Raw genomic sequence first — 15,641 nt, 5'->3', positions numbered from 1 at the left:
GCCACGCGCGCACCCGCCAGAGGCCAACCCTTCCGCACAGAAGTGGCGACACTCGATGACCAACGACGACAAGCTGCTCGACTACCTCAAGAGGGTCTCCGCGGATCTGCACCAGACTCGGCAGCGGCTGCGCGAGGTGGAGACCGAGGAGAAGGAACCGATCGCCATCGTCGGGATGAGCTGCCGCTTCCCCGGCGGTGTCAGCACGCCGGAGGAGTTCTGGCGGCTGGTCCACGACGGCACCGACGCCATCACCGACTTCCCCGACAACCGGGGCTGGGACGTCGCCTCGCTCTACGACCCCGACCCGGACGCGGCCGGCAAGAGCTATGTGCGCAGGGGCGGATTCCTGCACGACGCGGGGGAGTTCGAGCCGGACTTCTTCGGCATCTCGCCGCGCGAGGCCATCGCCATGGACCCGCAGCAGCGGCTGCTGCTCGAAGTGTCCTGGGAGGCGCTGGAGCGCGCCGGAATCGCGCCGGACTCGGTGGCGGGCGCCCGGATCGGGGTGTTCGCCGGCACCAACGGGCAGGACTACCGCGATCTGCTGGCGAAGCTGCCGCAGGACACCGAGGCGGCTCTCGGCACCGGCAGCCTCGCGGCGGTGATCTCGGGGCGCATCTCGTACACCCTCGGTATCGAGGGCCCCTCCGTCACCATCGACACGGCCTGCTCCTCCGCCCTGGTCGCGCTGCACCTGGCCGTACAGGCGCTGCGGCAGAAGGAGTGCACCCTCGCCCTGGCCGGCGGGGCGACGGTCATGTCCACCCCCGGCTCCTTCGTCGCCTTCAGCCGCCAGCGCGGACTGGCGCTCGACGGCCGCTGCAAGTCCTTCGCGGACGCCGCCGACGGCACCGGCTGGGGCGAGGGCGCCGGGATGCTGCTGCTGGAACGCCTCTCGGACGCGCGGCGCAACGGGCACGAGGTACTGGCGGTGGTACGCGGCTCCGCCGTGAACCAGGACGGCGCCTCCAATGGCCTCACCGCCCCCAACGGCCCCTCCCAGCAACGCGTCATCCGCCAGGCGCTGGCGTCCGCCGGGCTGGGCGCGGCGGATGTCGACGCGGTCGAGGCGCACGGCACGGGCACCACCCTCGGCGACCCGATCGAGGCGCAGGCGCTCCTCGCGACCTACGGCCGGGGCCGGCCCGAGGGGCAGCCGCTGTGGCTCGGGTCGGTGAAGTCCAACATCGGGCACACCCAGGCCGCCGCCGGAGTGGCCGGTGTCATCAAGATGGTCATGGCGATGCGCCACGGCGTGCTGCCCAGGACCCTGCACGTGGACCGGCCCTCCGACCAGGTCGACTGGACGGCGGGCCAGGTCGCGCTGCTCCACGAGGCGCGGCCGTGGCCCGAGGCCGACCGGCCGCGCCGGGCCGGCATCTCGTCGTTCGGCGCGAGCGGCACCAACGCGCACACCATCATCGAGCAGGCGCCCCCGGCACCCGCCGGCGACGACACCGCGACCGCGCCCGTCACCGCGCCCTCCACCCTCCCGTGGCTGGTCTCCGGACGCACCCCCGAGGCCCTGCGCGCCCAGGCCGCCCGCCTGCTGACCGCCCTCGCCCCGGCGGACGCCGTGGACGCCGCGTACTCCCTGGCCACCACCAGGACCGCGCACCAGTACCGCGCCGTCGTCCTCGGACAGGACCGCGAGCAGCTGCTGCGCGGGCTGACCGCCGTCGCGGACGGCTCGGCCGGGGTGGCGCGCGGCCGTACGGTCAAGGGGCTGACCGCCTTCCTCTTCACCGGCCAGGGCTCCCAGCGCCCCGGCATGGGCCGGGAGCTGTACGCGGAGTTCCCCGTCTTCGCCGCCGCCTTCGACGAGGTCTGCGGCCACTTCGGCGCCGGACTGCGCGACCTCGTCTTCGGCGCCGACCCCGAGCCGCTGAACCGTACGGAGCACACCCAGGCCGCGCTGTTCGCCGTCGAGGTGGCCCTGTTCCGGCTGGTCGAGTCCTGGGGGCTGCGCCCCGACTACCTGGCCGGCCACTCCATCGGCGAGCTGGCCGCCGCCCATGTCGCCGGGGTGCTCTCGCTGCCGGACGCGGCGACCCTCGTCGCGGCGCGCGGCCGGCTGATGGGGGCCCTGCCGGCGGGCGGCGCGATGATCGCCGTACAGGCCACCGAGGACGAGGTCGCCCCGCTGCTCTCCGACCGGGTGAGCGTCGCCGCCGTCAACGGCCCGCGCTCCGTGGTCGTGTCGGGCGAGGAGGCCGCCGTCGTGGCGCTGGCCGCCCGGTTCGAGAAGACCAAGCGGCTCCCGGTCTCGCACGCCTTCCACTCCCCGCTGATCGAGCCGATGCTCGCGGAGTTCCGCACGGTCGCCGAGTCGCTGACCTACGCCAGGGCCACCGTGCCGGTGGTGTCGAACGTGACCGGGCGGCTCGCCACCGACGAACTGACCTCGCCCGAGTACTGGGTGCGGCACGTACGCGACGCGGTGCGGTTCCACGACGGGGTGCGCGCCCTGGAGGCCGCGGGCGTCACCCGCTTCCTGGAGCTGGGGCCCGACGCCGTCCTCACCGCGATGGCCCGCGAGTGCCTCGGGCCGGAGCGCGCCGAGGACGCCGTGCTGGCCTGCGCCACCCGGCGCGAGCGCCCCGAGACGGAGTCCCTGCTGACCGCCGTCGCCCATCTCCACATCGGCGGCCGCTCGCCCGACTGGAGCGCCCTGTTCTCCGGGGCGACCCGCATCGACCTGCCCACCACCGCCTTCCAGCGCGAGCGGTTCTGGGCCGACGCGCCGCCCTCCGCCGGGGACGTCGGCTCGGCGGGGCTCGACCCGGCCGACCACCCGCTGCTCGGCGCCGCCACCATGCTGGCGGACTCCGAGGGCGCGGTCCTCACCGGCCGCCTCGCGGTGCGCACCCACCCCTGGCTGGCCGATCATGTCGTCGGCGACTCCGTCGTCCTGCCCGGCACCGCCATGGTCGAACTCGCCGTCCGGGCCGGCGACCAGGTCGGCTGCGGCCGGCTGGAGGAGCTGGCCCTCGAAGTCCCGCTGATCCTCCCCGAGGACACCGGCATACGGGTCCAGGTGACCGTCGGCGCCCCCGACACCACCGGCGCGCGCGGCGTCAGCATCCACTCGCGCGCCGAGGGCGCCGCCGCCGACCAGCCGTGGACCCTGCACGCCGCCGGACTGCTCGCCCACAGCCCCGCGCTCCCCGGCGAGCCGCTCACCGAATGGCCCCCGGCCGACGCCGAACCGCTCGACGCCACCGGCCTGTACGAGCAGCACGCCGCGTCCGGCCTGCACTACGGCCCGGCCTTCCGGGGCCTGCACGCCGCCTGGCGCCGTGCCGACGAGGTGTTCGCCGAGGTACGGCTGCCCGAGGGGCCCGCCGCCGACGCGGGCCGCTTCGGACTCCACCCGGCCGCCTTCGACGCCGCGTTGCACGCGCTGGCGCTCATCGGCGACGGCTCCGACGACGAGACGGCCCGGCTGCCGTTCATGTTCTCCGGGGTGTCCCTGCACGCGGTGGGCGCCTCCGTCCTGCGCGTACGCCTCACCCCGTCGGGACCGCACGCCTTCGCCGTCGACCTGGCCGACGCCGCCGGCGCCCCTGTCGCCACCGTCACCTCGCTGGCCTCCAGGCCGCTGACCAACCTCCGCCCCGCGCGCGGAAGTTCGTCCGAAGGGCTGTACCGCCTCGACTGGGCCGCGCTCCAGCCGGCCGAGGACGGCCAGGACACCGAGTACCGCACCCTGCACACCACCCCGGGCGCCGACGCCGAGGCCGTGCGGGCCGCGACGCACACCGCGCTCGCCGCGCTCCAGGAGGACGACGCGCGCCCCCTGGTCCTCGTCACACGCGGCGCGGTCGCCGTCGCGGGCGAGGACGTCACCGACCCGGCCGGCGCCGCCGTGTGGGGCCTGGTGCGCTCCGCGCAGTCGGAGAACCCCGACCGGTTCGTCCTGGTGGACCTCGACCCCGCCGTCACGGACGCCGACGCGCTCCTCCCCTCGCTCCTCGCCCTCGGCGAACCCCAGATCGCGGTACGGGACGGTGTGTCGCACGCGGCCCGGCTGACCCGCGCCGAGATCGCCGCCGACGCCCCCGCCGAACTCGGCCCCGACCTCGACCCGGAGGGCACCGTCCTGCTGACCGGCGCCACCGGCGGGCTCGGACCCGTACTGGCCAGGCACCTGGTCACCCGGCTCGGGGTGACCAGGCTGCTGCTGCTCAGCAGGAGCGGCGCCGCCGACGCACTGGTCGACGAGGTGACCGGGCTCGGCGCCCACGCCACGGTCGCCGCCTGCGACGTGGCGGACCGCGACGCCCTCGCCGAGGTGCTGGCCGCCGTCCCCGCCGCGCACCCGCTCACCGCCGTCGTCCACGCCGCCGGTGTCCTCGACGACGGGGTGGTCGCCTCGCTGACCCCCGAGCGCCTCGACGCCGTACTGCGGCCCAAGGTCGACGGAGCGCTGAACCTGCACGAACTGACGGCCGATCAGAACCTGGCGGCCTTCGTGCTGTTCTCCTCGGTGGCCGGCGTGGTCGGCGCTCCGGGGCAGGGCAACTACGCCGCCGCCAACGCCTTCCTCGACGCGCTCGCCGCCCACCGGCGCGCCCACGGCGCGCCCGCCCTCTCGCTCGCCTGGGGCCCGTGGGTCCCGGCCGGCGGGATGACCAGCGCCCTCGACGACGCGGACCGCGCCAGGATCTCGCGCGGCGGCATGACCGAACTGACCGCCGAGGACGGCGTCGCCCTCTTCGACCTCGCCCGCCGCACCACCCACCCCGCCGTCGTCCCCGTACGGCTGAACCTCGCGGCGCTGCGCGGCCAGGGAGCCGCACTCGCCCCGGTCTTCCGCGCGCTCGTCGGCGGCCGTGCGGTACGGCGCGAAGCCTCGTCCAGGGACTCCGGGTTCACCTTCGCCGAGCGGATGGCGGAGCTGACGGACGCCGAGCGCGCCGACGCCCTGCTGCACCTGGTACGCGTCCAGGTGGCCGCCGTGCTCGGGCACACCACGCCCGAGGCCATCGAACCGGAGCGCGCCTTCAAGGACTTCGGGTTCGACTCGCTCGCCGCCATCGAACTGCGCAACGCGCTCACCGCCGAGACCGGACAGCGGCTGCCCGCGACCCTCGTCTTCGACTACCCCTCGCCGGACGCCCTCGCGACGTATCTCGCGACACAGCTCGGCGGCGGGAAGGCGGGCCCGCGCAAGCGCACCCGCACCAGGGCGGCACGGGCCGACGAGCCGCTCGCCATCGTCGGCATGTCCTGCCGCTACCCCGGCGGCGTCGCGTCCCCGGGCGAGCTGTGGCAGCTCGTCGCGGACGGCACCGACGCCATCTCGGACTTCCCGGACAACCGGGGCTGGGACACCGACCGCATCTACGACCCGACCGGTGAACGCCCCGACACGACCTATGTGCGCTCCGGCGGATTCCTGCACGACGCGGGGGAGTTCGACGCGGCGTTCTTCGGTATCAGCCCGCGTGAGGCGTTGTTGATGGATCCTCAGCAGCGGCTGCTGCTGGAGGGTGCGTGGGAGGCCCTGGAGAGCGCGGGCATCGACCCCGGAACGCTGAAGGGAAGCCGGACCGGTGTGTTCGCCGGGGTGATGTACCACGACTACTTCGGCAGTTTCGGCAGTGGCAGCATCGTGTCGGGGCGGGTGGCGTACACGTTGGGTCTTGAGGGTCCGACGTTGTCGATCGACACGGCGTGCTCGTCGTCGTTGGTGGCGCTGCACCTGGCGGCCCAGTCCCTGCGGAACGGCGAATGCACCCTCGCCCTGGTCGGCGGGGTCGCCGTGATGGCCACCCCCGACACCTTCGTCGAGTTCAGCCGGCAGGGCGCGCTCGCCGCCGACGCCACCTGCCGCGCCTTCGCCACCGGCGCGAGCGGCACCGTCTGGGGCGAGGGCGTCGGCGTCCTCGCCGTGGAACGCCTCTCGGACGCCCGGCGCAACGGGCACGAGGTGCTGGCGGTGGTACGCGGCACAGCCGTGAACCAGGACGGCGCCTCCAACGGTCTCACCGCCCCCAACGGCCCCTCCCAGCAGCGTGTCATCGAACAGGCCCTGGAGAACGCCCGGCTGACGACCGCCGACGTGGACGTGGTGGAGGCGCACGGCACGGGGACCACCCTGGGCGACCCGATCGAGGCGCAGGCGCTGCTGGCGACCTACGGTCAGGACCGGCCCGAGGGCAGCCCGCTCTGGCTCGGCTCGATCAAGTCGAACATCGGGCACACGCAGGCCGCCGCCGGGGTGGCCGGTGTGATCAAGATGATCATGGCGATGCGGCACGGGGTGCTGCCCAGGACCCTTCATGTGGACGAGCCCTCGGACCAGGTGGACTGGTCGGCCGGTGAGGTCAGGCTGCTCACCGAGGAGCGGGAGTGGCCGGCGGCCGGGCGTCCGCGCCGGGCCGGGATCTCCTCCTTCGGCATCAGCGGCACCAACGCCCACACCATCATCGAGGAGCCCCCGCGCGAGAACGCGCCCCACCGGGCGGCCACTTCGGAGCGGCCCACCGGCGCCCCCGTACCGTGGCTGCTGTCCGCGAAGACCCGCGCGGCACTGCCCGCCCAGGCCGGACGGCTGCTCGCGTACGTCGACGCCCACCCGGAGCTGACCCCCTCGGACATCGGCGCCTCGCTCGCCACCGCGCGGGCGCACTTCGCCCACCGGGCCTCCCTCCAGGGCGCGGACCGTACCGAACTGCGCGACTCGCTCGCCGCCCTCGCCGCCGGCGCCTCAGCGCCCGGCGTCGCGGAAGGCGTCGCCGCCGGGACCGCGCGACCGGTCTTCGTGTTCCCCGGACAGGGCTCGCAGTGGACCGGCATGGCCACCGAACTCCTCACCTCCTCACCCGAGTTCGCACGGAGCATGGACGAGTGCGCCGCCGCCTGCGCGCCGTACGTCGACTGGGACCTGCTCACCGAACTGAGCGGACCGCTGGACCGGGTGGACATCGTCCAGCCGGTGCTGTGGGCGGTCATGGTGTCGCTGGCCCGCACCTGGTCCGCGTACGGAGTCCGGCCCGCGGCCGTGATCGGCCACTCCCAGGGCGAGATCGCCGCGGCCGTCGTCGCCGGGGCCCTCACCCTGGAGGACGGCGCCCGTATCGTCACCCTGCGCAGCAAGGCCATCGCCGACGACCTGTCCGGCGGAGGCGGCATGATGTCCGTCGCCCTGCCCGCCGGGCCGCTCGCCGAGCGGCTCGCCGCCGACTGGGAGGGACAGCTCTCCGTCGCGGCCTTCAACGGCGCGGGATCCACCGTGGTCTCCGGCTTCCCCGACGCGCTGGACCTGCTGCGCGACCAGCTCAAGGAGGAGGGCGTCAGGGTCAAACGGCTGCCGGTGGACTACGCCTCGCACTCCGCCCAGGTCGAGACGATCCGCGAGCGGCTGCTCACCACCCTGGCCGAGGTCGCGCCGCGCCCCTCCGAGGTGCCGTTCTACTCCACGGTCACCGGCGCGCTCATCGACACGACCGAGCTGGGCGCCGAGTACTGGTACACCAACCTGCGCCGTACCGTCCTGTTCGAACAGGCCACCAGGGCGGCCGTCGCCGCGGGCCACGGTGTGTTCATCGAGTCCAGCCCGCACCCGGTGCTCACCGTCGGCATCCAGGAGACCGACGACGCGGTGAGCGCCGTGGGAACCCTGCGCCGGGACGACGGCGGGCAGCCCCGCTTCGTCGGCGCGCTCGGGGAGGCGTACACCCACGGGGTACCGGTCGACTGGAGCGTCCTGCTCGACGGCCCCCGGCCCCACCGGGTCGAACTGCCCACCTACGCCTTCCAGCACGAGCGGTACTGGCTGGACAGCGCGGCCGACGGCGGGGACGTCACCTCGGCCGGTCTCACCCAGACCGACCACCCGCTGCTCAGCGCCGCGATGGAGCGCGCCGACACCGACGGCGTGGTGCTCACCGGCCGGCTGGCCGCGGGCACCCACCCCTGGCTCGCGGACCATGTGGTCGGCGGGGAGACGATCTTCCCCGGCACCGGATACCTCGAACTGGCGGTGCGCGCCGGGGACCAGGTCGGCTGCGGCCGGGTCGCCGAACTGACCCTGCACGCACCCCTGGTGCTGCCCGAGCACGGCGCGACCCAGTTGCAGGTCGTGGTCGGCGCGGCCGAGGAGTCCGTCCGCCCGGTCACGATCTACTCACGCCCCGAGAGCGCGGCCGACGACCAGCCCTGGACCCGGCACGCCGACGGGCTGCTCGCCCCGGGAGGCACCCCGCCGGAGCCGGAGCCGGCGGTCTGGCCGCCCGCCGGTGCCCAGCCGGTCGACCTCGACGGGCTGTACGACCGGCTCGCCGAGGCCGGACTGCGCTACGGGCCCGCCTTCCAGGGCCTGCGAGCCGCCTGGCTGCTCGGCGACGAGGTGTACGCCGAGGTGGGACCCGCCCAGCAGGTCGACGGATACGGGCTGCACCCGGCGCTCTCCGACGCCGCGCTGCACGCGGTCGGCCTGACCGCGGCGGCGGGCGACGACGCCCTGCTGCCGTTCGCCTGGTCCGAGGTACAGCTGCACGCCACCGGCGCCACCGACCTGCGGGTACGGCTGCGGCCCACCGGCTCCGGGACCACCGGGCCGGCGGCCGGCGGCTCCGGGGCCACGGTGTCGCTGACGGTCGCCGACGCCACCGGAGCCCCCGTGGCGACGATCGGCTCCCTCGCCCTGCGGCCCATCCCGGCCGAACAGCTCGCCGCCGCCGCCAGGTCGGCCCGCGCCGGGTCCCTCTACCGCGTCGACTGGACACCGGCACCGGCCACCTCCGCCCCCGGCACCACCCCCGGCCCGGAGGTGCTGCACGCCCCGGCGGGGATGAGCGCCGCCGAGGTCCGCGCCGCCATCGACGCCGTACTCGACGCGCTGCGCGAGCGGCTGGCCGACGACCGGTACGCCGACACCACCCTGGTGGTGGTCGCGGGCGCCGATCTGGCCGGCGCCGCCGTCGGCGGACTGGTCCGCTCGGCGCAGACGGAGAACCCGGACCGCTTCGTGCTCGTCGAGACGGACGGCACCCCGCTCACGGACGCCCTCCTCGCCACGGCCGTCGCCGCCGGGGAACCGCGCGTCGCGCTCCGGGACGGCGCCGTCCACGTACCCAGGCTCGCCAGGACCGAGGCACCGCGGGAACAGGGCCCGTCGGACCTCGGCCAGCCGGACGGCGGCCCCGGCACCGTCCTGGTGACCGGAGCGAGCGGCGCGCTCGGCTCCCTCGTCGCCCGCCACCTGGTGACCGAGTGGGGCGCCACCCATCTGCTGCTGGTCAGCCGGCGCGGCGCCGACCCGGAGTTCGTCGCCGAACTGACCGCGCTCGGCGCCTCCGTGGAGTCGGCCGCCTGCGACGTCGCGGACCGTACCGCCCTCGCCGCCGTGCTGGCCGCCATCCCGGCCGAGCGGCCCCTGACCGCCGTCGTCCACGCGGCCGGGGTCCTCGCCGACGGGGTGCTCTCCTCGCTCACCCCCGAACGGCTCGACACGGTGCTGCGCCCCAAGGTGGACGCGGCGGCGAACCTGCACGAGCTGACCGCCGGGCTCGACCTGCGGGCGTTCGTCCTCTTCTCCTCCGCCTCCGGCACCCTCGGCTCGCCCGGCCAGGCCAACTACGCCGCCGCCAACGCCTATCTCGACGCGCTGGCCGCACACCGCCGGGCGCTCGGCCTGACCGCCGTCTCCATGGCCTGGGGGCTGTGGGCGCACGCCAGCGGAATGACCGGCACCCTCGACGACACCGACCGGTCCCGGATCTCCCGGGGCGGGGTGGCGGCGCTGGAGACCGCCGAGGGCCTCGCCCTCTTCGACGCGGCCCTGCGCTCGCCCGACCCGGCGGTGCTGCCGATGAAGCTCGAACCCGCCGGGCTGCGCGCCCAGGGCGAGGGCCTCGCCCCGCTGTTCCGCGGCCTGGTGCCGGTACGGCGGCAGAGCGCGGCCGCCGCTCCCGCCGGGGGCGCGGACTCGCTGCGCCGCCGCCTGGCCGCCCTGCCGGAGACCGAACGCGAACCCGTACTGGTCGATCTCGTGCGCGGCCACGTCGCCACGATCCTCGGCCACCGCTCCCTGGAGACGGTCGGCCGTGCCACCGCCTTCCGCGAACTGGGCTTCGACTCGCTGGCCGCCGTGGAGCTGCGCAACGGGCTCACCACCGCCACCGACCTGCGGCTCCCCGCCACCCTCGTCTTCGACCACCCCACCCCGGTCGAACTGGCCCGCTACCTCCTCGGCGAGCTGGCCGGAGGGCCGGTCGCCGGCCAGGACCCGGCGGCCCCGGCCCCCGCCCCGGCCGCCGACGACGATCCCATCGCGATCATCTCCATGAGCTGCCGCTTCCCCGGCGGGGTCGACTCGCCGGAGGCGCTGTGGCGGCTGGTCGCCGAAGGGACCGACGCCGTGGGGGAGTTCCCCGCCGACCGCGGCTGGGACCTGGACACGCTCTACGACCCGACCCTCGACCGCCCGGGCACCAGCTACGCCAAGGAGGGCGCCTTCCTCTACGACGCGGGGGACTTCGACCCGGCGTTCTTCGCCATGGACGCCGAAGAGGCGCTCATCACCGACCCGCAGCAGCGGCTGCTGCTGGAGACGGCCTGGGAGGCGCTGGAACGCGCCGCCATCGACCCCGCCCGGCTGCGGGGCAGCGCCACCGGTGTGTTCGCGGGCGTCATGTACCACGACTACTTCGAGAGCTTCGGCTCCGGCAGTGTGGTCTCCGGGCGCGTCGCCTACACACTCGGCCTGGAAGGCCCCACCATCTCGGTCGACACCGCCTGCTCGTCGTCCCTGGTCGCGCTGCACCTCGCGGCGCAGTCACTGCGGCAGGGCGACTGCACACTCGCCCTCGCCGGCGGTGTGACGGTGATGGCGACACCCGGCACCTTCGTCGAGTTCAGCCGCAGGCGCGGGCTGTCCCGCGACGGCCGGTGCCGTCCCTTCGCCGACTCCGCCAACGGCACGGGATTCGGCGAGGGCGTGGGCATCCTGCTGCTGGAGCGGCTCTCCGACGCCCGCCGCAACGGACACCAGGTGCTCGCCCTGCTGCGCGGCACCGCCGTCAACCAGGACGGTGCCTCCAACGGACTGAGCGCGCCCAACGGCCCCGCCCAGCAACGCGTCATCCGCCGCGCCCTCGCGGCGGCCGGAGTCTCCGGCGCCGAGGTCGACGTGGTCGAGGCGCACGGCACGGGCACCACCCTCGGCGACCCCATCGAGGCACAGGCGCTCATCGCCACGTACGGCAGGGAACACACCGAGGACAGCCCGCTGTGGCTCGGCTCGGTCAAGTCCAACATCGGCCATACGCAGGCGGCCGCCGGCGTGGCCGGTGTGATCAAGATGGTGCAGGCCATCCGGAACGGAGTGCTCCCCAGGACGCTGCACGTGGACGAGCCCTCCCGGCACGTCGACTGGACCGACAGCCACGTACGGCTGCTCACCGAGTCCCGCGAGTGGCCCGAGCGCGACCATCCGCGCCGGGCGGGGATCTCGTCGTTCGGGATCAGCGGCACCAACGCGCACGTGGTGATCGAGGCGGCCGAGACCGCCGTCGCGCCCGCCGCCGAAACCGGCGAAGGACCGGACCCCGCCCCGGTGGCGGGCGCCCCCTGGCTGCTCTCCGGGCACACCGAGGAGGCGCTGCGCGCCCAGGCCGACCGGCTGCACACCCACCTCACCCGCACGGACCGCGACCGGGAACCCGCCCCGCACGAGATCGCGGGCGCCCTCGCCACGGCGCGCACCGCGCTCACCCACCGGGCCTCGGTGACCGGACGCCACCACGAGGAACTCCTCGCCGGACTGCGGTCGCTGGCCGACGGCCTCTCCTCGCCCTCCGTCACCACCGCCACGGCCACCGACGCCAAACTCGCCTTCCTGTTCTCCGGACAGGGATCGCAACGCGCCTCCATGGGGCTCGAACTGGCCAGGGACTTCCCCGCCTTCGACCGCGCCCTCGACGAGGTGTGCGGCCATCTCGACCCGCTGCTGGAGCGCCCGCTGCGCGAGGTGCTGGCCGACGGTGAACTGCTCGCCAGGACCGAGTACACCCAGCCGGCGCTGTTCGCCGTCGAGGTCGCGCTGTTCCGGCTGCTGGAATCGTGGGGCGTACGGCCCGATCTGCTGGCCGGGCACTCCGTCGGCGAGTTCGCCGCCGCCCACGCGGCCGGAGTGTGGTCCCTCGCGGACGCCGCGACGCTCGTCGCCGCGCGCGGCCGGCTGATGCAGGCGCTGCCCGAGGGCGGCGCGATGGTCGCGGTCAACGCCCGCGAGGACGAGGTCACACCACTGCTCACCGATCAGGTCTCCATCGCCGCGGTCAACGGACCCGAGTCCGTCGTGCTCTCGGGCGAGGCGGCGGCAGTCCGGAGGATCGCGGGACACTTCGCGCGCACCAAGGAACTCGACGTCTCGCACGCCTTCCACTCACCGCTGATGGACCCCGTGCTCGACGAGTTCCGGGAGATCGCCGCCGGCCTCACCCACCGGCCCCCGCGCATCCCCCTCGTATCGGCCCTGACCGGGGACCGGATCACCGCCGAGGAGATCGGCTCGCCCGAGTACTGGGTGCGCCACGCCCGCGACGCCGTGCGGTTCGCCGACGCGGTGCGCGCCCTCGAAGAGGCGGGCGCCCGGCGGTTCGCCGAGATCGGCCCCGGCGGAGTGCTCACCGCGATGGCCGCCGAGTGCCTCACCGAGGACGCGGCGCTGGTCCCGCTGCTGCGCAAGGACAAGGACGAGACCGCGGCCGTACTCACCGCGCTCGGCACCCTCCACGCACACGGAGTCGCCGTGGACTGGCCCGAGTTGCTCCCGGCCGGACCCGGCACCGAGCTGCCCACCTACGCCTTCCGGCGCAGCCGCTACTGGATGGAGAGCACCACCACCGGACAACGGGGCCCCACCGACCACCCGTTGCTGGGCACGGCGGTCGAACTGGCCGGTACCGACGGGGTGCTGTACACCGGCCGCCTCGCGCTGCGCGACCATCCGTGGCTGGCCGACCACGCCGTGGGCGGGGCCGTGCTGCTCCCCGGTACCGCGTTCGTGGAGATGGCCCTGGCCGCAGGCGCGTCCGTGGGCTGCGGCGCCGTCGAGGAGCTGACCATCGCGGAGCCGCTCCTGCTGCCCGAGGACGCGGCGGTACGCGTCCAGAGCACCGTCGGCGCCCCCGACGCCTCCGGCGCCCGTACGTTCCAGGTCCACTCCTGGACGGGCGACGACACGCCCTGGACCTGCCACGCCACCGGTCTGCTGCGCGCGGGCCGCGAACAGGCGCCGTTCGCGCACCCGTCCTGGCCGCCGGCCGGCGCGCTGCCGCTCGACCTGACCGGCACGTACGAACGACTGGCCGAGCTGGGAGCCGACTACGGGCCGCGCTTCCAGGGGCTGCGCGCCGCCTGGCGCGTGGGCGACGAGGTGTACGCTGAGATCGCCGTCGAACCCGGTGAGGAAGCGGTGGGCTCCCCGGACTCCACCACCCCCATGGGCATCCACCCCGCGCTGTTCGACGCCGCGCTCCACGCGATCGGACTGCGCGAGGGCGCCGCCGAGCGGATGACACTGCCGTTCGCCTGGAGCGGTGTCGAGCTGTACGCGGCCGGCGCGAGCGCGCTCAGGGTACGGATCGCCCCCGGCGGGTCCGGCTCCGTACGGATCGAGGCCACCGACGGCGCCGGAGTCCCGGTGCTGGGAGTCGACTCACTGGTGCTGCGCGAGATCGCCGCCGACCGGCTGGCCTCGGCCGCCGCGGGCCGGCACGACTCGCTGTTCGCGGTCGAATGGGTCGGCTCCCCGGCCGACGCCGTGCCGTCCGCCGGACACTGGGTGGTACTCGGCACGGACGCCGCGGAGGCGGCCGCCGCGCTGGCCGGCGAGGTCGCGGTGGTGCACACCGCCGCCGGGCTCGACGAGGCCGCCGACGCGGCGGCCGGACCGGTCGACACGGTGGTCCTCCCGTACACCGGCGGGAGCGGGCCGCACGCGGTCCGCGCCGGGGCCGGGGAGCTGCTGGAGCGACTGCGGGCCTGGCTGGCCGACGAGCGGTTCGCGCGGTCCACACTCGTCGTCGCGACGAGCGGCGCCGTCGCGCTGCCCGGCGAGGACGTCACGGACCTGGCCGGCGCCACGGCGTGGGGACTCGTCCGCTCCGCGCAGTCCGAACATCCGGACCGCGTCGTCCTGGTCGATCTCGATCCCGCCGACGCCGGCGCGGAGTCGTACCGGCTGCTGCCGGTCGTGGTCGCGTCCGGTGAACCGCAGACCGCGCTGCGCTCCGGCGCGCTGAGCACACCGAGGCTCCACCGGGCCGCGCTGTCCGCCACCGGGCAGCCCGTCGACTGGACGGGCGGGCCCGTACTGATCACCGGCGGGACCGGCGCGCTGGGCCGGCTGGTGGCACGCCATCTGGTCACCGAGCACCGCGTCGGCGAGCTGCTGCTCCTCAGCAGGCGCGGCCCCGAGGCGCCCGGCGCCGCCGGACTCGTCGAGGAACTCACCGCACTCGGCGCCGAGGTCACCCTCCTCGCCTGCGACGCGGCCGACCGGGACGCGCTGGAGCGGGTGCTCGCCGAGCATCCCGTCTCCGCCGTCGTCCACACCGCCGGGGTACTGGACGACGCGACGATCGCCTCGCTCACCCCCGAGCGGATGGACGCCGTGCTGCGGCCCAAGGTGGACGCGGCGTGGAACCTGCACGAACTGACCCGGGAACGGCCGCTGTCGGCGTTCGTGCTGTTCTCCTCGGCGTCCGGTCTGCTGGGCAGCCCCGGGCAGGGCGGATACGCCGCGGCCAACGCCTACCTCGACGCGCTGGCCGCGCATCGCGCGGCGAGCGGTCTGCCGGGCCTGTCACTGGCCTGGGGCGCGTGGGCCGGCGGCGGCATGGCCGACCGGCTCAGCGGCACCGACGCCAGGCGGCTGGCCCGGTCCGGGGTGCTCGCGCTCGACGAGGAGGCCGGACTCGCCCTGTTCGACACGGCCGTGGGCCGCGCGGAGACCGTACTGCTGCCGGCCAGGCTCGACCTGGCCGCGATGGCCGGGACGGGCCGCGTGCCACCGCTGCTGCGCGGCCTGGTCAGGACACCCGCGCGGCGGGTCGTACGGGCGGAGTCCACGGAGTCGGCCGCGCTGCGGCGCGACCTGGCGGCCCTGGCCCCCGAGGAGCGCACCGGACGGCTGCTCGCCCTCGTCGGGGAGCAGGCGGCCGGGGTCCTCGGTACCGGCGCGCCGGAGCCGGGACTCGCCTTCAACGAGCTGGGGTTCGACTCGCTGACGGCGGTGGAGTTCCGCAACCGGCTCAACGAGGTCACGGGGCTGCGGCTGCCGGCCACGCTCATCTTCGACTATCCCAGCCCGGAGGCGCTCGCCGGTCACCTCGCCACCGCACTGGCGCCCGCCTCACCCGCCGAAGGCGGCTCGGGGGAGGAGGACATCCGCCGGGTCCTGACGGCCATCCCGCTCGCCAAGCTGCGCGACTCCGGGCTGATGGACAGCCTGCTGGAGCTGGCCGGGATGAAGCCGCCCACCGACACCGGCGCCGGCCCGGAGGACCGGGCGTCGATCGACGCGATGGACGCCGAGAGCCTGATCAGTCTCGCCCTGGACGACGGTGCGGACGACGACGACATCCTCTGACCCCGCGACAATGCCTGTGACAAGGAGTGGG

1 protein-coding gene is annotated in these 15,641 nt (G+C 75.1%); it reads left to right on the top strand.

Annotation, left to right across the window (positions count from 1 at the left end):
• Positions 1-55 precede the first annotated feature (55 nt).
• On the top strand, positions 56-15,610 hold the full coding sequence (locus ACFY6S_RS04550) for a type I polyketide synthase (RefSeq protein ID WP_388822724.1): 15,555 nt from the start codon (positions 56-58) through the stop codon (positions 15,608-15,610).
• Positions 15,611-15,641: the final 31 nt, after the last annotated feature.

Origin of the sequence: Streptomyces sp. NPDC012835, assembly GCF_042900885.1 — a bacterium.
Classification (GTDB): Bacteria; Actinomycetota; Actinomycetes; order Streptomycetales; family Streptomycetaceae; genus Streptomyces.
This window is presented reverse-complemented; position numbering and strand designations above follow the sequence as displayed.

Excerpts from the sequence above, each read along its gene's own strand:
- ACFY6S_RS04550 (WP_388822724.1), top strand. The coding sequence starts at position 56 with ATGACCAACGACGACAAGCTGCTCGACTACCTCAAGAGGGTCTCCGCG.